17 protein-coding genes are annotated in these 20,336 nt (G+C 74.4%); 7 read left to right on the top strand and 10 right to left on the bottom strand.

Features of this window, described 5'->3' with window-relative positions:
* Window positions 1-121: 121 nt before the first annotated feature.
* The 3 genes from ACI78Q_RS00740 to ACI78Q_RS00730 are packed head-to-tail and all read left to right on the top strand — an operon-like array spanning window position 122 to window position 4,357.
* Window positions 122-1,438 carry a hemolysin family protein gene (locus ACI78Q_RS00740; RefSeq protein WP_456921379.1) on the top strand — a complete coding sequence of 439 codons (1,317 nt, stop codon included), beginning with the start codon at window positions 122-124 and terminating at the stop codon, window positions 1,436-1,438.
* Window positions 1,435-2,517: a hemolysin family protein gene (locus ACI78Q_RS00735; RefSeq protein ID WP_456921378.1), complete on the top strand. Its 1,083-nt coding sequence runs from the start codon at window positions 1,435-1,437 to the stop codon at window positions 2,515-2,517. Before ACI78Q_RS00740 ends, ACI78Q_RS00735 begins: the two co-directional genes overlap by 4 nt.
* 4 nt (window positions 2,518-2,521) lie before the next feature.
* The gene (locus tag ACI78Q_RS00730; protein ID WP_456921377.1) at window positions 2,522-4,357 is read left to right on the top strand and encodes a prolyl oligopeptidase family serine peptidase; all 1,836 of its coding nucleotides are present in this window, start codon (window positions 2,522-2,524) and stop codon (window positions 4,355-4,357) included.
* A gap of 43 nt (window positions 4,358-4,400) precedes the next feature.
* Here the strand turns inward: ACI78Q_RS00730 and ACI78Q_RS00725 are convergent, their stop codons facing one another.
* The gene (locus ACI78Q_RS00725; RefSeq protein WP_456921376.1) at window positions 4,401-5,453 is read right to left on the bottom strand and encodes an aspartate-semialdehyde dehydrogenase; all 1,053 of its coding nucleotides are present in this window, start codon (window positions 5,451-5,453) and stop codon (window positions 4,401-4,403) included.
* Window positions 5,450-6,718 (bottom strand): aspartate kinase, encoded by a 1,269-nt coding sequence (locus ACI78Q_RS00720; RefSeq protein ID WP_456921375.1) that lies wholly within the window; start codon window positions 6,716-6,718, stop codon window positions 5,450-5,452. Before ACI78Q_RS00720 ends, ACI78Q_RS00725 begins: the two co-directional genes overlap by 4 nt.
* Window positions 6,719-6,789: 71 nt before the next feature.
* Between ACI78Q_RS00720 and ACI78Q_RS00715 the strand changes: the two genes are divergently transcribed.
* The 4 genes from ACI78Q_RS00715 (at window position 6,790) to ACI78Q_RS00700 (ending at window position 11,977) form a co-directional block, all read left to right on the top strand.
* Window positions 6,790-8,382: a phospholipase D family protein gene (locus tag ACI78Q_RS00715; protein WP_456921374.1), complete on the top strand. Its 1,593-nt coding sequence runs from the start codon at window positions 6,790-6,792 to the stop codon at window positions 8,380-8,382.
* Window positions 8,383-8,630: 248 nt separating this feature from the next.
* A complete protein-coding gene (locus ACI78Q_RS00710) occupies window positions 8,631-9,266 on the top strand; it encodes a helix-turn-helix domain-containing protein (protein ID WP_456921373.1) in 636 nt (211 codons plus the stop codon).
* A 160-nt stretch (window positions 9,267-9,426) separates the two neighbouring features.
* On the top strand, window positions 9,427-11,172 hold the full coding sequence (leuA, locus tag ACI78Q_RS00705) for a 2-isopropylmalate synthase (protein WP_456921372.1): 1,746 nt from the start codon (window positions 9,427-9,429) through the stop codon (window positions 11,170-11,172).
* A gap of 64 nt (window positions 11,173-11,236) precedes the next feature.
* Window positions 11,237-11,977, top strand: a complete 741-nt coding sequence (locus ACI78Q_RS00700; protein WP_456921371.1) for a VOC family protein — start codon at window positions 11,237-11,239, stop codon at window positions 11,975-11,977.
* 1 nt (window position 11,978) lies between these two features.
* On the opposite strand, the gene mnhG is transcribed toward ACI78Q_RS00700, so the two are convergent.
* From mnhG to ACI78Q_RS00660, 8 genes are all read right to left on the bottom strand, one after another.
* Entirely contained in the window at window positions 11,979-12,389 is a 411-nt protein-coding gene (gene mnhG / locus ACI78Q_RS00695) for a monovalent cation/H(+) antiporter subunit G (protein ID WP_456921370.1), read from the bottom strand.
* Window positions 12,386-12,715 carry a monovalent cation/H+ antiporter complex subunit F gene (locus ACI78Q_RS00690; protein ID WP_456921369.1) on the bottom strand — a complete coding sequence of 110 codons (330 nt, stop codon included), beginning with the start codon at window positions 12,713-12,715 and terminating at the stop codon, window positions 12,386-12,388. The genes mnhG and ACI78Q_RS00690 overlap by 4 nt, the downstream gene beginning before the upstream one ends.
* Window positions 12,712-13,257, bottom strand: coding sequence for a Na+/H+ antiporter subunit E (locus ACI78Q_RS00685; RefSeq protein WP_456921368.1), 546 nt, complete (start codon window positions 13,255-13,257; stop codon window positions 12,712-12,714). Before ACI78Q_RS00685 ends, ACI78Q_RS00690 begins: the two co-directional genes overlap by 4 nt.
* Window positions 13,254-14,942, bottom strand: a complete 1,689-nt coding sequence (locus ACI78Q_RS00680; RefSeq protein WP_456921367.1) for a Na+/H+ antiporter subunit D — start codon at window positions 14,940-14,942, stop codon at window positions 13,254-13,256. The genes ACI78Q_RS00685 and ACI78Q_RS00680 overlap by 4 nt, the downstream gene beginning before the upstream one ends.
* Window positions 14,939-15,436 (bottom strand): Na(+)/H(+) antiporter subunit C, encoded by a 498-nt coding sequence (locus tag ACI78Q_RS00675; protein ID WP_456921366.1) that lies wholly within the window; start codon window positions 15,434-15,436, stop codon window positions 14,939-14,941. Before ACI78Q_RS00675 ends, ACI78Q_RS00680 begins: the two co-directional genes overlap by 4 nt.
* Window positions 15,433-18,309 (bottom strand): Na+/H+ antiporter subunit A, encoded by a 2,877-nt coding sequence (locus ACI78Q_RS00670; RefSeq protein WP_456921365.1) that lies wholly within the window; start codon window positions 18,307-18,309, stop codon window positions 15,433-15,435. Before ACI78Q_RS00670 ends, ACI78Q_RS00675 begins: the two co-directional genes overlap by 4 nt.
* Before the next feature lie 74 nt (window positions 18,310-18,383).
* Complete coding sequence (locus ACI78Q_RS00665) at window positions 18,384-19,043, bottom strand: response regulator (protein ID WP_456921364.1); 660 nt, start codon at window positions 19,041-19,043, stop codon at window positions 18,384-18,386.
* Window positions 19,040-20,221 carry a sensor histidine kinase gene (locus ACI78Q_RS00660; RefSeq protein ID WP_456921363.1) on the bottom strand — a complete coding sequence of 394 codons (1,182 nt, stop codon included), beginning with the start codon at window positions 20,219-20,221 and terminating at the stop codon, window positions 19,040-19,042. Before ACI78Q_RS00660 ends, ACI78Q_RS00665 begins: the two co-directional genes overlap by 4 nt.
* Between the last annotated feature and the right edge of the window lie 115 nt (window positions 20,222-20,336).

Raw genomic sequence — 20,336 nt, 5'->3', positions numbered from 1 at the left:
GCTCAGGGGCCGCCGCGAGGCGGCCCCTGAGTCGTCTCCGGGGGGCGCTCCCCCGCTGCGGTGGGCCGGTTCACCGGCGCCCGGGGTTCGGCCGCTCACCAGCGGGGCACCGGGGGGAGCGATGACCGAGTGGCTGCTCCTCCTCGCCGCCGTCGCGCTGACCGCGCTGACCGGCTTCTTCGTGGCCGCCGAGTTCTCGCTCACCACCGTCGACCGCGGCCGGGCGGAGGAGGCGGCGGCCGGCGGCGACCCCCGCGCGCGGGGCGTGGTGACGGCGCTGCGGTCGCTGTCCACCCAGCTCTCGGCCGCCCAGCTGGGCATCACGATCACCACGCTCGTCGTCGGCTACCTGGCCGAGCCCGCGCTGGGCCATCTGCTGCGGGGCCCGCTGGAGGCCCTGGGCCTGTCCGGCGGCGCGGTCACCGGCGTCTCCTACGGCGTGGCCCTGGCCCTGGCGACCGTGCTGCAGATGCTGCTGGGCGAGCTCGGGCCCAAGAACCTCGCGATCGCCAACCCGCTCGCCGTCGCCGCCTTCGTCGCCCCGGGCATGCGCGCGTTCACCAGGGCTTCAGGCGTGGTGGTCGGTGCGCTGCAGGGGCTGGCCAACGGCATCGTGCGCCGGTTGGGCATCGAGCCCCGCGAGGAGCTGGAGTCCGCCCGCGGCGCCGACGAGCTGGCCGCCGTCGCCCGCCGCTCCGCCGAGGAGGGCGACCTCTCCCCGGTGGCCGCCCGCCTGCTGCAGCGCTCGCTGGGGCTGCGGCAGAAGCTGGCGACCGACGTCATGACCCCGCGCACGCGGTTGTGGAGCCTGCCGACCCGCGCCACCGCGGCCGACGTGATCGCCGCGTCCGTCGAGTCGGGGAACTCCCGCTTCCCGGTGTACGGCGCCGACCTCGACGAGGTCACCGGCGTGGTGCACGTCAAGAACGCCGTCGCGGTGCCCGAGGCCGAGCGGTCCACCCGCACCGCCGGTGAGCTGGCCGCCCCGGTGCTCGCCGTCCCCTCGTCGCTGCAGCTGGAGCGGCTGCTGGACCTGCTCCGCGAGCAGGGCCTGCAGATCGCCCTGGTGGTCGACGAGTGGGGCGCCACCCACGGCGTGGTGACCCTGGAGGACATCGTGGAGGAGCTGGTCGGCGAGATCTCCGACGAGACCGACCGGCCGCTGCGCACCCTGCGCCGGGCCGACGACGAGACGTGGCTGCTGTCCGGGCTGCTGCGACCCGACGAGGTGCGTGAGCGCGCCGGCGTGCCGGTGCCGGAGGGCCGCTACGAGACGCTGGCCGGCTACCTCGCCGAGCGGCTACAGCGGCTGCCCGAGGTGGGCGACACCGTGGAGCTGGAGGGCGCCCGGCTCACCGTGGAGACCCTGGACGGACGGCGGGTGGCGCGGGTGCGCGCCGAGCGGGTAGAGGTCCCCGTCGAGGGAGTCGCGGCATGAGCGACGTCGTCAGCCTGCTGGTCCTGGTCGCGCTGCTGCTGGGCAACGCGTTCTTCGTGGCCGCGGAGTTCGCGCTGGTCTCCGCCCGCGTCGACCAGATCGAGCCGCGCGCCGAGGCCGGCTCGCCCCGGGCCCGCAAGACCCTCGCCGCGATGCGCAACGTCTCGCGGATGATGGCCGGGGCCCAGCTCGGCATCACGCTGTGCTCGCTCGGGCTGGGCGCGGTCGGCGAGCCGGCGGTGGCCCACCTCATCGAGCGGCCCATGGCGGCCCTCGGCGTCCCCGAGGGGCTGCTGCACCCGATCGCGCTGGTGATCGCCCTGGCGATCGTCACCGTGCTGCACATGGTGCTCGGCGAGATGGTGCCCAAGAACGTCACCATCGCCGGCCCCGACCGCGCCGCGCTGGTGCTGGGCCCGCCGCTGGCCGCCCTGGTCCGGCTGCTCGCGCCGTTCATCTGGTTATTCAACACCGTGGCCAACGGGTTCGTCCGGCTCTTCGGCGTCCGGCCGACCGACGAGGTGACCGCCAGCTTCGACGAGGCCGAGATCCGGTCGATGATCGCCCAGTCGCGGAAGGAGGGCCGCCTGGGCGACGAGGTCGGCGAGCTCGCCACCGGAGCGCTGACCTTCGAGCAGCACGAGGTCGAGTCGGTGCTGCTGCCGATGGACCGCGTGGTCACCGTGCCGCGGTCGACGACCCCGCGGCAGCTGGAGACCGTCGTGGCCCGGCACGGCTTCAGCCGCTACCCGGTGTGCGGCGAGGACGGCGCGCTGCTGGGGTTCGTGCACGTGAAGGACGTGCTCGGGGTGGACGGCGACGGGCGCGACCGGCCGATCGACGACGAGCACGTCACCCCCCTGGTGCCGCTGGCCCCGCGCTCGGGGCTGCCCGACGTGCTCGCCGAGATGCGCACCCAGGGCGCCCACCTCGGCTCCGTCGTCCGGGACGGCGTCACCGTCGGCGTGGTGGCCCTGGAGGACGTCCTCGAGCAGCTGATCGGCGACGTCCGGGACGCCGCGGTGGAGCACGCGGGAGGTGTCGGCGCGGCGGCCGGGGCCGGGGCCGGGGGAAGATGACGCGGTGAGAGCCCAGCCCGCCGCCGAGTCCGGCGTGATCACCCCCGAGACGCCGACGCCCTACGCGGCGGCCCTCCCGCCGGAGGTCACCGCCCGGTGGCAGGCCCGCTTCCGCGCCCCGCGGGTCAGCCTGCCCGACTGGGCCCGCGACGCGCCGCAGCGCTGCCTGTACTCCTCCGACGTGAGCGGCGTGGTCGAGCAGTACGCCTGGGACCGGACCACCGACGCCCACCGGCAGGTCACCGACCGGGCCAACGGCACGCTCATCGGCACTCTCAGCCCCGACGGCGAGACCATCTGGTGGTTCGCCGACACCGACGGCGACGAGTTCGGCGTCTGGATGGTCCAGCCCTTCGCCGGCGGCGACGACCGGGTCGCCGTCCCCGAGGTCGGGCCGGCCTACCCGGCGGGGCTGGAGATCGGCACCCGGGTGGTCGCCGTCGGCCGCTCCACCGACGACGGCTCGGAGCTGTGGCTGGCCCCCGCCGGCGGGACGCCGCGGGTGGTCTACCGGCACGAGGACCCCGCCTCGGTCGACGCGCTCACCCACGACGAGGACCTGCTGGTCATCTCGCACTCCGAGCACGGCGACCCGCGCTACCCGGCGCTGCGGGTGCTGCGCACGGACGACGACTCCCTGGTGGCCGAGAAGTGGGACGGCGAGGGCCGCGGCCTGCACGCGCTGGAGTTCGCCCCGCTGCCCGGCGACCGGCGGCTGCTGGTGGGGCACGAGCGCCGCGGCCGCGAGGAGGTGCTGGTCTGGGACGTCGGCACCGACACCGAGACCGAGGTGGTGCTCGACCTGCCCGGCGACGTGACGGCCGGCTGGTACCCCGACGGCTCGGCGCTGCTGGTGGGCCACGACCACGCCGCGCGCAGCGAGCTGTACCGCTACGACCTGGCCACCGGGTCACTGGAACGCCTGGACACCCCGCGCGGCGTCGTACGCGGCGCCACGGCCCGGCCCGACGGCACCGTGGAGCTGGCGTGGTCCAACGCCGAGCTGCCGCCGGTGATCCGGCGGGCCGACGGGCCGGTCGTGCTGGCCGCGCCGGGCGAGGAGCCCCCCGCCGCGTACCCGGTGGAGGACCGCTGGGTGCCCGGGCCGGGCGGGGACGTCCACGCGCTCGTCGTCCGCCCGGCCGGAGCGGCCCCGTTTGCGACGGCGTTCCTGGTGCACGGCGGCCCGGAGGCGGCCGACGACGACTCCTACCGCGCCCGCCGCGCCGCCTACGTGGACGCCGGATACGCGGTCGTGCACGTCAACTACCGGGGCTCCACCGGCTACGGCAGCGCCTGGCGGGACGCCCTCACCGGCCGTCCCGGTCTCACCGAGCTGGAGGACGTCGCCGCGGTCTACGACGCCCTGGTCGCCGAGGGCCTCGTGGACCCGTCGCGGGCGCTGCTGTCCGGCGGGTCGTGGGGTGGCTTCCTCACCCTGCTGGGGCTGGGCACGCAGCCGGAGCGCTGGGCCGCCGGGATCGCCGAGGTGCCGGTCGCGGACTACCTGGCCGCCTACGAGGACGAGATGGAGGGCCTGCGGGCCTACGACCGCGCGCTGTTCGGCGGGTCACCGGAGGAGGTGCGGGACGTCTACGTGCGCTCGTCGCCGATCACCTACGTGGACGCCGTCCGCGCGCCGGTGCTCGTGGTGGCCGGCGCCAACGACCCGCGCTGCCCCATCCGGCAGATCGACAACTACCTGGCGCGCCTCGACGAGCTGGGCAAGCCGCACGAGGTGTACCGGTTCGACGCCGGCCACGGCTCGCTGGTCATCGAGGAGACGATCCGTCAGGTCGAGGTGGCCCTGTCCTTCGCGCTGCGCAACGTGAGCCCGTAGGCGGAGGCTGGGGGCGCAGGTCAGCTGCGCCCCCAGCCTCCGCTCAGCGGGAGGCGGCGATGAGTTCGGCGATCTGGACGGTGTTGAGCGCGGCGCCCTTGCGCAGGTTGTCGTTGCTCACGAACAGCGCCAGGCCGCGGCCGCCGTCCACGCCCGGGTCCTGCCGGATGCGGCCGACGTAGCTCGGGTCCTGCCCGGCCGCCTGCTGCGGGTTCGGGACGGCGGTCAGCTCGACCCCGGGCGCGCCGGTGAGCAGCTCGGTGGCCCGCTCGACCGACAGCGGCCGGGCGAACTCGACGTTCAGCGACAGCGAGTGCCCGGTGAAGACCGGCACCCGCACGCAGGTGCCCGACACCCGCAGGTCCGGGATCTCGAGGATCTTGCGGCTCTCGTTGCGGAGCTTCTGCTCCTCGTCGGTCTCGAACGTGCCGTCGTCGACGAGGGACCCGGCCATCGGCAGCACGTTGAACGCGATCGGCTTCACGTACTTGACCGGCTCTGGGAAGGTCACCGCCGCGCCGTCGTGGGTCAGCTCGGCGGCCTTGTCGACGACCGCCTTGACCTGCGTGTCCAGCTCCTCGACGCCGGCCAGCCCGCTGCCGGAGACCGCCTGGTAGGTGCTGGCCACGATGCGCACCAGCTGGGCCTCGGCGTGCAGCGGCTTGAGCACCGGCATCGCGGCCATCGTGGTGCAGTTCGGGTTGGCGATGATGCCCTTGCGCATCTCGCCGACGGCGTGCGGGTTGACCTCGGCGACGATCAGCGGGACGTCGGGGTCGCGCCGCCACGCCGAGCTGTTGTCGATCACGGTGACGCCGGCCTCGGCGAACCGCGGCGCCTGCACGCGGGAGGTCGTGGCGCCGGCGGAGAACAGCGCGACGTCGAGCCCGGTGGGGTCGGCGGTGGCGGCGTCCTCGACGGTGATCTCGCCGTCGCCCCACGGCAGGGTGCTGCCGGCGGAGCGGGCGGAGGCGAAGAAGCGCAGCTCGCTGATCGGGAAGTCCCGCTCGGCGAGGATCTGGCGCATGACGCCGCCGACCTGGCCGGTGGCGCCGACGACGCCGACGCGCAGGCCGTCCTTCTTGAACAGACTCATCGTCCGGTCCCTCCGTAGACGACCGCCTCGGCCTCGTCGGTGCCGAGGTCGAAGGCGTCGTGCACCGCGCGGACGGCGAGGTCCACGTCGGTGTCGCGGCACACCACGGAGATGCGGATCTCCGAGGTGCTGATCAGCTCGAGGTTGACCCCGGCGTCGGCGAGCGCGCCGAAGAACCGCGCCGAGACGCCCGGGTGCGAACGCATGCCCGCGCCGACCAGCGAGACCTTGCCGATGTGCTGGTCGAAGCGGATGTCGGTGTAGCCGACGGTGTGCTTGACCCTCTCCAGGGCCGCCAGCGCGGCGGGACCGTCGCTCTTGGGCAGCGTGAAGGAGATGTCGGCGAGCTTGCTGGCCTCGGCCGACACGTTCTGCACGATCATGTCGATGTTGATCTCGGCGTCGGCGAGCACACGGAACAGCTGCGCGGCCTCGCCCGGCCGGTCGGGGACCCCGTAGACGGTGATCTTGCCCTCGGAGCGGTCGTGCGCGACGCCGGTGATGATGGCCTGTTCCACCGTGGGGTCCTCCATCGAGCCGGTCACGATCGTGCCGGGGAGCTGGGAGTAGGAGCTGCGGACGTGCACCGGGATGCCGTAGCGGCGGGCGTACTCGACGCAGCGGAGCATGAGCACCTTGGCGCCGGAGGCGGCGAGCTCGAGCATCTCCTCGTACGTCACCGTGTCCAGCCGCTTGGCGTTCGGCACGATCCGCGGGTCGGCGGTGAAGACGCCGTCGACGTCGGTGTAGATCTCGCAGACGTCGGCCTGCAGCGCGGCGGCGACGGCCACCGCGGTGGTGTCGGACCCGCCGCGGCCGAGCGTCGTGACGTCCTTGGTGTCCTGGCTGACGCCCTGGAACCCGGCGACGATGACGATCGAGCCCTCGTCGAGGGCGTCGCGCAGCCGGCCCGGCGTGACGTCGATGATCCGCGCCTTGCCGTGGCTGGAGGTGGTCAGCACCCCCGCCTGCGAGCCGGTGAACGACCGCGCCTCGTACCCGTGGGTGTTGATGGCGATGGCCAGCAGGGCCATGGAGATGCGCTCACCCGCGGTGAGCAGCATGTCCAGCTCGCGGCCGGCCGGGTCGTCGGTGATCTGGCCGGCGAGGTCGAGCAGCTCGTCGGTCGTGTCACCCATCGCGGAGACCACGACGACGACGTCGTCGCCCTCCTTCTTGGCCGCCACGATGCGCTCGGCGACGCGCTTGATGTGCGCGGCGGAGGCGACGGATGATCCGCCGTACTTCTGGACGACGAGGGCCACGGGTCCACAGGCTACCGACGTCCGCGCCCGGCGTGGTTGCGTGCCCCGGGACGGCAGGCTGTGATCACCGCGTGGACGATCCCGAGCGGTGGCTGCTCACGGCCGAGGAACGGGGCAACCCGGCCACGGCGCTGCCCGCGTACACCGACGGCAACCTCGCCGTGCCGCTGGTGCACGGGGCGGCCTACTTCGACCGGCTCGTCGAGTGCGTGCAGGCCCTCGACGAGGGCGACCACCTCTTCTTCACCGACTGGCGCGGCGACCCCGACGAGCAGCTGCGCCCCGGGGGGCCTACCGTCGCGCAGCTGTTCACAGAGGCCGTGCGCCGCGGGGTGACCGTGCGGGGACTGGTCTGGCGCTCGCACATGGACCGGATGTCGTTCTCCAAGGAGGAGAACCGCGCCCTCGACGCCGAGATCGAGCACGGCGGCGGCGAGGTCATCCTCGACCAGCGGGTGCGCCGGGGCGGCAGCCACCACCAGAAGTTCGTCGTCCTCCGCCACGACCAGGACCCCACCCGCGACGTCGCGTTCATCGGGGGCATCGACCTGTGTCACGGCCGCCGCGACGACGCCACGCACGCCGGTGACCCGCAGCCGCTGCCGATGGCCGCGGCCTACGGCCCCCGACCGCCGTGGCACGACGTCCAGCTGATGCTGCGCGGCCCGGCCGTCGGCGTGCTGGACACGGTGTTCCGGGAACGCTGGGAGGACCCGACCAGCCCCGACGTCGACCACCCGATCGCCTGGGTGCGCGACAAGCTGCACCACGCCCGGTTGAAGGGCGATCCGCTCCCCCCGCAGCTGCCCCCGCCACCGCCCTGCGGCCCGATGCTCGTGCAGAACCTGCGGACCTACCCCGCCGTCCGGCCGCCCTACGACTTCGCGCCGGCCGGCGAGCGGTCGGTGGCCCGCGGCTACTCCAAGGCGATCAAGCGGGCCCGCCGGCTGGTGTACCTCGAGGACCAGTACATGTGGTCGGCGGAGGTGGCGCGGCTGTTCGCCGAGGCGCTGGCCGACAACCCGCAGCTGCACCTGGTCGTCGTCGTGCCGCGGGTGCCCGACCAGGACGGCGCGGTCGCGCAGCGGTCCCAGTACGTCGGCCGCTGGCAGGCGCTGGAGATGTGCCGGCGGGCGGGCCGCAACCGGGTGCACGTCTTCGACGTGGAGAACCACGAGGGGACGCCGGTCTACGTGCACGCGAAGGTCTGCGTGGTGGACGACGTGTGGGCCAGCGTGGGCAGCGACAACTTCAACCGGCGGTCCTGGACCCACGACAGCGAGCTCTCCTCCGCCGTCCTGGACACCACCCGCGACCCGCGCGAGCCCCGGGACCCGGCCGGCGCGGGCGACGGCGCCCGGGTGTTCGCCCGGGACCTGCGGTTGGAGCTCGCCCGCGAGCACCTGGACCGCGCTCCCGGCGGCAGCGAGGACGCCGACCTGCTCGACCCCGACGAGTTCGTGGCCGCGCTGGAGGCCTCGGCCGCGGCGCTGGAGCAGTGGCACGCCGGTGGCCGGCAGGGGCCGCGCCCGCCCGGACGCCTGCGCCCGCACCGCACCGAGCGGTTGTCGCTGCCGACGCGGCTGTGGGCCACGCCGGTCTACCGCCTCCTCGACGACCCCGACGGCCGCCCCCTGCGGCTGCGCCTGGCCAAGCGCTTCTGACCCGCGTCCCGGCGCTCGGCCACCCTCGCCGGACAGCGCACCGTCAGCCGACCGCAGCCCGGGAGCCGGGCATCTCCTCCCCGGAAGCTCGTGCTCTGCCCACCCTGATGGGCAGAGCACGATGGGCGACCCCGCAGTACACCTCTCCCCACGCTCGCGCTCTGCCCGGGACTGTGGGCAGAGCACGAGCTTCCACAGACGGAGGTGTCCGGTCCCCCGCGATGCGCGGCACCCCGAGCCTCGTCGCCATGAGCAGGACCGACCTCGGCGGCTGGCTGCGCCGGATCCGCCGCGCGGCCGACCTCTCGCAACGTGAACTGGCGGCGCGGATCGGCGTCTCGAAGTCCGCGGTGGCCGCGGCGGAGAGCGGCCGCGGAGGCCTGGACGTACGCGTCCTCGCACGCGCGGCCGAGGTGGCGGAACTGCGACTGGTGCTCGTCGACGCGCAGGGCCAGGAGCTGCCGGGCATGGATCCCGACGCCGTCCGGGACACCGCCGGTCGGCTGTACCCGGCGCATCTGGACACGCGGTACGGCGACGAGGGCTGGTGGCACGACGGGCACCGCTACAGCCGCGACCGGGTCTGGTACACGTTCGACCGCAGTCGGAACCGGCGCGACGCCCGGCGAGGCGACACCGGAGCGCCCGACGACCACCAGCTCCCGCGGGCCGGCGACGCGCCGTGGGTACGCGCCGCGGCGCGGCGTCAGGCGCAGTGGGAGGAACGGGAGGCCGAGCGACAGCGGAGGTTCCTCGCAGGCGAGCTGAGCAGCATCGACGTGGGCTTCGACTGCACCTGCCCGCCGGAGTGCGACGAGATCGACGACGGCAACGGCAAGCCGGTCCACGCACTGGACTGCCCGTGTGGCTGCGACCTGGGGTGACCCGCTGCTACCGTGGGGGCGTGCGCGGCTGCCTCCTGCTTACCCGCCGCGGCGAGGCCCTCTCCTAGGTCGGCCCCCTCGCCGCGGAGTCCGCGCGTCCCCGGCGCCGCTGACCGCCCCACCGGAGCTGAGTCCAGCCCGCGCCAGAGGAGCGAACCCCGTGAGCAGGAGCATGAGCGACAACCACCCGCACGTCCGGAACCCCCAGCAGCCCTCGGGCATGCCGATCCACCGCTACGCGCCGTTCACCCCGATCGTGCTGCCCGACCGCACCTGGCCCGACACGGTCACCACCGTGGCCCCCCGCTGGTGCGCCGTCGACCTGCGGGACGGCAACCAGGCACTGATCGACCCCATGACGCCCGACCGCAAGCGGCGGATGTTCGAGCTGCTGGTCCGCATGGGCTACAAGGAGATCGAGGTCGGCTTCCCGGCGGCGAGCCAGACCGACTTCGACTTCGTCCGCCAGCTCATCGAGGACGACCTGGTACCCGACGACGTCACCATCCAGGTGCTGACGCAGGCCCGGGACGAGCTGATCGAGCGCACCTACGAGTCGCTGCGCGGGGCCAAGCAGGCGATCGTCCACCTGTACAACTCGACGTCCACCCTGCAGCGGCGCGTGGTCTTCAACTCCGACCGCGCCGGCATCGTCGACATCGCCGTCCACGGCGCGCAGGTGGTCCGCAAGCTGGCCGAGCAGATGACCGGCACCGAGATCTTCTTCGAGTACTCGCCGGAGTCCTTCACCGGCACCGAGCTGGACTTCGCCGTCGAGGTCTGCAACGCCGTCACCGACGTCTGGGAGCCCACCCCCGACCGGCCGACGATCATCAACCTGCCGGCGACGGTGGAGATGGCCGAGCCGACCGTCTACGCCGACCAGATCGAGTGGATGCACCGGAACCTGGGCCGCCGCGACGCCGTCGTGCTCAGCCTGCACCCGCACAACGACCGCGGCACCGCCGTCGCCGCCGCCGAGCTGGGCTACCGCGCCGGCGCCGACCGCATCGAGGGCTGCCTGTTCGGCAACGGCGAGCGCACCGGCAACGTCGACCTGGTCACCCTCGGCCTGAACCTGTTCAGCCAGGGCATCGACCCGCAGATCGACTTCTCCGACATCGACGAGGTGCGCCGCACCGTCGAGTACTGCAACCAGCTGGGCGTCCACGAGCGGCACCCCTACGGCGGCGACCTGGTCTACACGGCCTTCTCCGGCTCCCACCAGGACGCGATCAACAAGGGCTTCAAGGCGCTGGAGGCCGACGCGCGGGCGGCCGAGAAGCCGGTCGAGGACATGCCCTGGGCGGTGCCGTACCTGCCCATCGACCCCAAGGACGTCGGCCGCAGCTACGAGGCCGTGATCCGGGTGAACAGCCAGTCCGGCAAGGGCGGCGTCGCCTACATCATGAAGACCGAGAACCACCTGGACCTGCCCCGCCGGCTGCAGATCGAGTTCAGCGCCGTCATCCAGCGGCACACCGACGACGAGGGCGGCGAGGTGACCGCCCAGCAGATGTGGACCGCCTTCTCCAGCGAGTACCTGCCCGACCCGGACGCGCCCTGGGGCCGCTTCTCGCTGGCCGGGCACCGGCACACCGCGCACGGCGAGCAGCTGGACGAGATGGTCGTGGAGCTCGTCGACAACGGCGTCCCGGTCACGGTCGAGGGCCGCGGCAACGGCCCGATCGCTGCGTTCGTCGAGGCGCTGCGGTCCGTCGACGTCGACGTCCGGGTGCTCGACTACGCCGAGCACGCCATGTCCGCCGGCGGTGACGCCCGGGCCGCGGCCTACGTCGAGTGCGCCGTGGGAGACCGGGTGCTGTGGGGCGTGGGCATCGACCCGAACATCGTCAGCGCGTCCCTGCGCGCGGTCGTCTCGGCGGTGAACCGGGCCCAGCGGTAGGAATTGCCGGGTGAGGGCGTGGGACGACGCCCTCACCCGGACCCCGCCGGGACATCATCCGAGGATGTCGCAGCTGACCCCCTACCTCGTCGTGCGCGACGCCCGAGCGGCGATGGCGTGGTATGCCGACGCGCTCGGCGCCCGCGTGGTGGGCGACCCCTACGTCTCCGACGACGACCGCATCGACCACGCCGAGCTCGACGTCGGCGGCGCCACCCTCTACCTGGCCGACGAGCACCCCGAGCTGGGCCTGACCGGGCCGGACACCGGGCGGGTGAGCGTCTCGCTGCACCTGGCCGTGCCCGACGTGGACGGCGCCGTGGCCCGCGCGGCCGCCGCCGGGGCGACCGTCGAGCGAGAGCCGGCCGACGCGCCGTACGGGCGCACCGGCGTCGTCCTCGACCCGTTCGGCCACCGCTGGATGCTGCAGACCCCCGCCGGGTCGCCGGCCGCCTCCCGCCCGCCGGTGCGGCCCGGCGACACCGTCTACCTCACCCTGCGCGTGCCCGACGGCGCCCGCGCCCGCGACTTCTACGAGGCCGTGCTGGGCTGGTCGATGAGCCCCGGGCGGGTCGAGGACGGCTGGGAGGACCAGGCGGTGACCCCCATGGTCGGCATCGGCGGCGGCGCGGCGCACGACGCCGGCGCGGTGCCGATGTACGCCGTCGACGACATCGAGGTCGCCGTCGCCGCCGTGCGCACCGCAGGCGGGCAGGCCGGGGAGGTCGAGCGCCAGTCCTACGGGCTGTCCGCGTACTGCCGCGACGATCAGGGCCTGCCGTTCTGGTTGGGCCAGCTGGGCTGAGTCAGCCGCCGGGGACCGAGCGCGGCGGCTCCTCCGGCGGGGCGTCGCCGGGCTCGTCCCCGCGGTAGAGCACGTCCTGGTGCCCGCCCTCGCCGAGCTCGTCGACCAGCAGCAGGTCGCGGCGGACGTGCCGGCGGCGGTAGGCCACCCGGCTGATCATGTGCGCGCTCACCGGGGCGGTCAGCAGCTGGAAGGCGGCGACCAGCAGCAGCATCCACGTCGCCGACCAGCCGCTGAGCCGGATCGCCGCGCCGACCATGATCAGCAGCACGCCGAGGACCTGCGGTTTCGTGCCGGCGTGCATCCGGGTGAGGACGTCGGGGAAGCGCACCAGCCCGAGCCCGGCGGTGAGGCAGAGGAAGGCGCCGGCCAGCAGGCAGGCGACCGCCACGACGTCGGCCGGGCTGTTCACGGCCGCCCCTCCCTCTCCTCGGCGGCGACCGGCAGGCCGAGGTCCCGGCCGTCGTCGGTGCGGGCGCGCAGGAGCATCCCGCCCACGTAGCGGGCCACCGACACGGAGCCGACGAAGGCCAGCAGCGAGACGACGACCAGCACCGGCACCACCGTGGGGTTCCGCTCGAGCGCGGCGTACACCGCCAGACCGGCGGAGATGATGACCAGCAGCGTGTCGGTGGCGACCACGCGGTCCAGCAGCGACGGGCCCTGGGCGAGCCGGACCAGCGCCAGCAGCGCGCCCCCGCCGACGAACGCGTACAGCACGTACGCCACGACGGTCACCGGGCCCCCTCGAGGGCGGCGAGGTCGGCCGCCGAGCCGAACGCCCGGACCAGCCGGGTCTCGGTGCGCAGGACGTCCTCCTTCTCGCGCGCCACGGCCTCGTGGTCGCGCACGTGCAGCAGGTGCACGGTGATCAGGCGCTCCTCCCGGTCGAGGTCGAGCACCAGCGAGCCGGGGACCAGCGACGTGGCCTCGGCCACCATCGTCAGCAGCAGGTCGGAGTCGGCCCGCAGCCGGACCCGAACGATCGCCGACTGCCCCGCGCCGCCGGGCCGCAGGGCGACCCAGGCGACCTGCGCGGCGGAGACGACCAGGTCGGTGGCGAAGTGTCCGAGGAACACGAGCATCGGCACGAGGCGCACGCGGACGCCGCCGACGACGTGCGGCAGGGGCAGCAGCACCAGGACCGCCAGCGCCACCACCAGCCCGCTGACGACGTTGGCCCAGGACCACGTGCCCCACAGCAGGATCCAGACCAGGACGAGCCAGGCGACCAGCGGCACCTGGTGCCGCAGCCGCGTCGCCGTGGGTTCCACGCTCACGGGCTCACCCCCGGGCCGAGCACCGTGGAGACGTACGGGGTGCGCTCCAGCAGGTCCTCGGCGGCGCGGTCGGCGATGCCGTAGAGCGGGCCGGCCAGGAAGGTGAGCGCCACGGTGACCGCGGCCAGCGCGGCGGTGGCCGCGACCATCGTCGTCGGCAGCGGGCGCAGCGCGCGGACGCCGGCGGCCGCCGGGGGCAGGTCCGGCTCGGCGGCGGTGGCCACGCGCGTGTGCCGCCGCCAGGCGACCTGGAACGGCGTCCGCGCCCCGCCGCCGTCGGGGGACGGGCCGCCGTCGGGCGTCCTGCCCCCGCCCGATCCGGCGTCGGCCGCGGCGGCGGCCGCGGTGTCGTCGGCGGGTGACTGGGTCGGGGACCGCCAGAAGGCGCGGGTCCAGACGCGGGCGATCGCCAGGAGCGTCAGCAGGCTCGTGACCACCCCGCCGGCGACCAGCAGCAGCGCCAGGGAGCTGCCGTCGGCGACCCCGGCGTGCAGCAGGCCGAGCTTGCCGATGAATCCCGACAGCGGCGGGATGCCGGCCAGGTTCATCGCCGGCACGAAGAAGAGGATCGCCAGCAGCGGGGAGCGCCGGGCCAGCCCGCCCAGCTTGTCCACCGAGGTGGTGCCGCCCTGCCGCTCGACCAGCCCGGCGACCAGGAACAGCGTGGTCTGGATGGCGATGTGGTGGGCCACGTAGAAGACCGCACCGGCCAGACCGGCCGTCGTCCCCAGGGCGATGCCGAACACCATGTACCCGATGTGGCTGACCAGCGTGAACGACAGCATGCGCCGCAGGTCGGTCTGCGCCACCGCGCCGAGGATGCCGATCACCATCGTGGCCAGCGCCGCCCACATCAGCAGGTCGTCCAGAGCCCCGTCGGGGAACAGCAGGGTCTGGGTGCGGATGATCGCGTAGACGCCGACCTTGGTGAGCAGGCCGGCGAACACCGCGGTCACCGGCGCCGGCGCGGTCGGGTAGCTGTCGGGCAGCCACGCCGACAGCGGGAACACCGCGGCCTTGATGCCGAACGCGATGAGCAGCATCGACTGCAACAGCACCTGGGTGCCCTCGGGCAGCTCGCCCAGTCGCACCGCGAGGTCGGCCATGTTCACCGTGCCCGTCGCGGCGTAGACCAGCCCGATCGCGGCGAGGAAGACCAGCGAGCTGGTCAGGCTGACGATGACGTAGGTGATGCCGCCGCGGATGCGCGGGGCCGTGCCGCCGAGGGTCAGCAGCACGTAGGAGGCCATCAGCAGGATCTCGAAGCCGACGTAGAGGTTGAACAGGTCCCCGGCGAGGAAGGCGTTGCTCACGCCCGCGACCAGCACGAGGAACGTCGGGTGGAAGATCGACAGGGGCGTGTCCTCCTGCCCGTCGGCGGCGCCCTGGCCGACGGCGAACACGAGGACGGCCAGGGCCACGGTGGAGGCGACCACCAGCATCAGCGCCGAGAGCCGGTCGACGACCAGGACGATGCCCAGCGGGACCGGCCAGCCGCCGACGGAGACCGAGACGGGGCCGTCGGCGTCCGCGATCAGCAGCAGGGTCACCGAGACCGCGAGCACCGCGGTGAGGACGGCGAGGCTGAGGATCCGCTGCGTCCGCGGGTGGCCGGAGGTCAGCAGCGCGACGGCCGCGCCGAGCAGCGGCAGGAGGACCGGCAGGGGCGTGAGGACGCTGGTCACCGGGCTCCCGTCCCGGCGGGCAGGTCGACGTCGTCCGCGGGCAGGTCCTCGGTGTCGGGGCCGTGCAGGCTGTCGGCGTGCCCGGCCGCGCGGTCGTCCGGGTCCAGGTCGTCGGGGTCGAGCTCGTCGACGTCCGGGCCCGAGCGTGCAGCGACGCGGCGGTCCTCCTCGTCGGTGCCGACGACCTCCTGGTGCACCAGCCGCCAGGAGCGGTGGATCATCGCGAGCACGAACGCCGAGACGCCGAAGGTGATGACGATGGCGGTCAGGATGAGCGCCTGCGGCAGCGGGTCGTTCATGTCCTCCGGGTCGGAGTAGCCGAGGATCGGCGCGAGCCCGGCCGGCCCGCCGGCCGAGAGCAGCAGCAGGTTGGTGGCGTTGCCCAGCAGCAGGAAGCCCAGCAGGACGCGGGTGAGGCTGCGGTCGAGGAGCAGGTACACGCCCGCCGCGTAGAGGCCGCCGATGATCACCGGCAGCACGACGGTCGGGGTCATCGGACCACCATCTCCCCCGGGGTCAGCTCGATCGGGTCGTCCTCGTCCTCCTGGCGGTCCAGCTCGGCGCCCAGGCTGCGCAGGACGTCGAGGACCAGCCCGACGACGATGAGGTAGACGCCGATGTCGAAGAACAGCGAGGTCACGAGCTTGACGTGGCCGAGCACCGGCAGGTCGAACTCGAGGATCGCGGTCTGCAGCACCTCGGCGCCGAGCAGCAGGCCCCCCACGCCGGTGCCGCCGGCGAAGACCAGCCCGGCGCCGAGCAGCAGGCCGGGGGCGACCGGGGCGGCCTCACCGAGCTCGTAGCGGCCGCCGGCGAGGTAGCGCAGCACGAGGGCCAGGCCCGCCACCAGGCCACCGGCGAAGCCGCCCCCGGGCTCGTTGTGCCCGGAGAACAGCAGGTAGAGCGAGAAGACCATGATCGTGTGGAACAGGATCCGGGTGATGACCTCGAGCACCACGGAGCGGCGAGCCGGGTCGAGGACCGCGGTCGCGGCCAGCCACCGGTCGCGGGGCGCCCGGCCGCCGCGGCGGCGCTTGGCCTCGAGCGCGGCGCTGGTGATGCGCTCGACGCCGCCGGTGCGCCCGCGCAGGAAGACCAGGCTGGCCACGCCGGTCGCGGCGACGACCAGCAGCGAGATCTCGCCGAGGGTGTCCCAGGCGCGGATGTCGACGAGGGTGACGTTGACGATGTTCTTGCCCCCGCCGAACTCGAACGCCTCCTCGGGGTAGGCGGCCGACACCGGGATCGCGGTGCGCGCCGACAACGCGACCGCCCCCACGGCGGCCATGAACGCCCCGACGCCGACCGCGATCACCCCGCGGACGGCGCGCTCCCGGGGCCGGTGCCGCTCGGTGATGTCCTTGGGCAGCTTGCGCAGCACGAGGACGAAGACGACGAGGGTGAGGGTCTCGACGAGGAACTGGGTGAGCGCGAGGTCCGGCGCGCCCTGCACCACGAACAGGACCGCGGCCCCGTACCCGGTCACGCCGACGACGAGGACGGCCGACAGCCGCTGCCGGATGCGCAGGGCCAGCAGCGCCGCGGTGACGACGACGACGCCGACCATCGCCTGGACCGGGGTGTCCCAGGCCCGCCACTCCCCCGGCCACGGCGCCCGGGTCAGCAGGATCGTGCCCGGCAGCGCCAGGACGACGACGAGGATCGTGCCCAGGTAGGCCGGCAGCGAGCCGCGCTGGGTGGTGCCGGTGACCAGGACGGCGAGCCGGTCGATGCCCTGGACGACGTTCCAGTAGCCCTCGTCGGCCGACGCCCCGACCGCGATCCGCCGCTGCAGCCGGTTCAGCGGCGCGCGGGCGGCGAACAGCGCGGCGCCGCCGAGCAGCGTGATCGCGGTGAGGGCGAGCGCCGGCTGCAGCCCGTGCCACAGCGCCAGCTCCTCGTACTCGGGCGCGAGCAGGGGCAGCGACTCGGCGTAGGAGCCGACCAGCGGCTCGAGCAGGGGGCTGCCCGGCCCGAGGACGAACCCGGCCAGCGCGAGCACGGCGGGCGCGGCGAGGAACAGGGGCCCCGGCGGGTGCGCTGGCACGGTCTCGGGCACGCCGGGCTTGCGGGCGAAGGCGCCCCACAGGAAGCGGAAGGTGTAGGCCGCGGTGAGCACCGAGCCGACGACCAGCCCGGTCAGCTCGAACGCGGCCGCGGTGCGGGAGGGCAGGCCGCCGTCCAGCAGCGCGGTGAACGCCGCCTCCTTGCCGACGAAGCCCAGCAGCGGTGGGATGCCGGCCATCGAGGCACCAGCGAGCAGCCCGACCCCGGCGACCACGGGGAGCCGCCGGCCCAGGCCGGACAGCTTGCGCAGGTCGCGGGTCCCGGTGGCGTGGTCGATGACGCCGACGGTGAGGAACAGCGCGGACTTGAACAGGGCGTGGGCGATGGTCATCGCCAGGCCGGCCGCGGCCAGTTCCCGGCTGCCGCCGCCCACCAGCACCATGAGGAACCCCAGCTGGCTGACGGTGCCGAAGGCCAGCAGCAGCTTGAGGTCGTTCTGCCGCAGCGACCGGTAGCCGCCGACGAGCATCGTGGCCAGCCCGAGCCCGAGCACGACCGGCCGCCACCCGGGGATCTCGGCGAACCCGGGCGCCAGCCGCGCGACCAGGTAGATGCCGGCCTTCACCATCGCCGCGGCGTGCAGGTAGGCGCTGACCGGCGTCGGCGCCTCCATCGCGGCGGGCAACCAGAAGTGGAACGGGACCATCGCCGACTTGGTGACGGCCCCGGCCAGCACCAGCGCCGTCCCGGCGACCATGCCGGTGCCGGTGCCGGGGTCGGCGACGACCTCCGACAGCAGGTACGAGCCGCTGGCCTGCCCGATCATGATCAGCCCGACGAGCATGGCCAGCCCGCCCGCGGTGGTGAGGACCAGCGCCTGCGACGCCGCCCGCCGCGCGGCCAGCCGCCGTCCGGAACCGCCGATGAGCAGGAAGGAGAAGACGGTGGTCAGCTCCCAGAAGACGTACAGGAGCAGCAGGTCGTCGGCGAGGACCAGGCCGAGCATGGAGCCGGCGAACGCGACGAGGGACCCGGCGAACCGGCCGGTGCCCTCGTCACCGGGCTCGAAGTAGCGGGCGCAGTAGACCAGGACCAGCGCGCCCACCCCGGTGACCAGCGCGGCGAAGGCCAGCGCGAGGGCGTCGAGCCGCAGCGCGACGTCGAGGTCGAGGGCGGGGATCCACGGCACGGTCTCACGGACGTCCTCCCCGCCGAGGACGGTGCCCAGCTGGGCCAGGGCCCAGACGAACGCCGCGGCGGGCACCAGCGCGAGGACGAGGAACGCCTGCCGCCCCCACCACCGCACGAACACGGGCGCGAGCACGCCGGCGAGCAGGTGGAGGAGCAGCAGAACAAGCACGGGTCTCCCGGGAGTCGGAGGGCGGCTCGGGGACCACAGACGTCGGTCGTCGACGGCCGGCGGTGAGGCCGAGCTTACCTGCCCGGCCGGACCAGGCCGCTCTCGTAGGCGAAGGCCACCGCCTGGACGCGGTCCCGCAGCCCCAGTTTCAGCAGTACCCGGCTCACGTGCGTCTTGACCGTCGCCTCGCCCAGGTACAGCCGCGCGGCGATCTCGGCGTTGGTCAGCCCGGCCGCGACCAGCGCGAGGACGTCGGTCTCCCGCTCGGTGAGCCGGTCCAGCGCGCCGGCCCGCTCGGGGTCGGGAGACGGGGCGGCGGCGAAGCTCTCGATGACCCGCAGCGTCACCGCCGGGTCGAGCAGCCCCTGCCCGGCCGCGACGGTGCGCACCGCCGCGACCAGGTCCTCCGGCGGGGCCACCTTGAGCAGGAACCCGCTGACCCCGGCCCGCAGCGCCGCGGCGACGTACTCGTCCTCGTCGAACGTGGTCAGCACGATGATGCGGGTCGGCAGGTCCGCGGCGGCCAGCCGGCGGGCGGCCTCGAGCCCGTCCACGCCCGGCATGCGGACGTCGAGCAGGACGACGTCCGGCCGGGTCTCGGTCACCACCCGGACACCGGCCGCGCCGTCGGCCGCCTCGCCGACCACCTCGATGTCGGGCTCGGCAGCGAGCACCATCCGCAGCCCCGTCCGCACCATGGCCTGGTCGTCGACGAGCACCACCCGGATGGTCACGCCCCCACCTCCGCCGGGGTGGCCGGCACCGCGAGCGGGAAGGTGGCCCGCACCCGGTAGCCACCGCCGCGGACCGGCCCGACCTCCAGGCGCCCGCCGGCGACCGCCACCCGCTCGCGCATGTGCAGCTGCCCGTGCCCGCCGCTGCCGGTCGGTGGTTCGGCGCTCATCCTGGGCCGGCCGTCGTCGGTGACGGTGACGGTGACCGCACCCGGCGCGTAGCCGACCGACACCCGGGTCGCGGCGGCTCCGGCGTGCCGGACGACGTTGGACAGCGCCTCCTGCACCACGCGGACGGCGGAGACGTCGACCAGCTGCGGCAGCTCGACCGGCTGCCCGGTGACGGTGAGCTCGACGGGCATGCCAGCGGCGCGGAGCTCGTCGAGGACGGCGTCCAGGCGCGACAGGGACGGTTGCGGGGCGGGTGCGGCAGCCTCCCCGCCCACCCCCTCGCGGAGGATGCCGACCACCCGGCGCATTTCGTCGACGGAGTCCCGGCCGAGCCGCTCCAGGCCGAGCAGCACCTCCTGGGCCTCGGGGTGGTCGGGCAGCAGCCGGCGCAGCCCGCCCATCTGCAGCACCATCACGCTGACGGAGTGCGCGACGGAGTCGTGCACCTCGCGGGCGATGCGCGCCCGCTCGGCCACGACCGCGGCACCGGCCACCGCCTCCTGCTGGTCGGTCAGCCGGGCGGCGAGCACCTGCAGCTCGCGGGCCCGCTCGCGCGACTGCCGGACCAGCACGCCGACGCCCCAGGCCGTACCCGTGACGAGCAGGTAGAAGACGCTCTCCCACGTCGACGGCCCGAACGCGGCGCCGGAGACGACCACGACCAGCGTCGCGACCGCGGCGGCGCGCAGCCCGCGCCGGACCGGCAGGACGGCGGCGGCGTGCCCGACGAGCACCGCCATCCCGACGAGCTGGGCGCCCCCGGGGCCGGGCGTGCCCAGCTCGTAGTTGCCGAGAACGCTCAGCCCGCCGAGGACCGCGGCCGGCTCGGGCCACCGCGCACCGGCCGCCACCAGCACGCCGACGGCGACGCCGGGCAGCGCGGTGACCAGCGGGAAGGAGAAGGTCTCGTCGATGGCGGTCTCCACGACCGCGAGCAGGGCGAGGAGCAGCCCGACGGCCGGCCAGACGAGCCGGCGCGCGGACGGGGCGGTGGACCAGCGGGGCACGGCCAGCACGCTAGGGCCCGCGGGGAGCCTCCGGGATCCCCCACGCGGCCGATGGACGGAGCCGTGTCCTCCCCCGCACGGCGGAGGGCGGTCGGTCCGCCACGACGGACGCGCA

Source organism: Geodermatophilus sp. SYSU D00705 (assembly GCF_054050135.1).
The sequence above is the reverse complement of the archived record's forward strand: the minus strand, read 5'-3'. Positions and strand labels throughout refer to the sequence as shown.

Excerpts from the sequence above, each read along its gene's own strand:
- ACI78Q_RS00740 (WP_456921379.1), top strand. The coding sequence starts at position 122 with ATGACCGAGTGGCTGCTCCTCCTCGCCGCCGTCGCGCTGACCGCGCTG.
- ACI78Q_RS00675 (WP_456921366.1), bottom strand. The coding sequence starts at position 15,436 with ATGACCCCGACCGTCGTGCTGCCGGTGATCATCGGCGGCCTCTACGCG.
- ACI78Q_RS00700 (WP_456921371.1), top strand. The coding sequence starts at position 11,237 with ATGTCGCAGCTGACCCCCTACCTCGTCGTGCGCGACGCCCGAGCGGCG.
- ACI78Q_RS00735 (WP_456921378.1), top strand. The coding sequence starts at position 1,435 with ATGAGCGACGTCGTCAGCCTGCTGGTCCTGGTCGCGCTGCTGCTGGGC.
- ACI78Q_RS00710 (WP_456921373.1), top strand. The coding sequence starts at position 8,631 with ATGAGCAGGACCGACCTCGGCGGCTGGCTGCGCCGGATCCGCCGCGCG.
- ACI78Q_RS00725 (WP_456921376.1), bottom strand. The coding sequence starts at position 5,453 with ATGAGTCTGTTCAAGAAGGACGGCCTGCGCGTCGGCGTCGTCGGCGCC.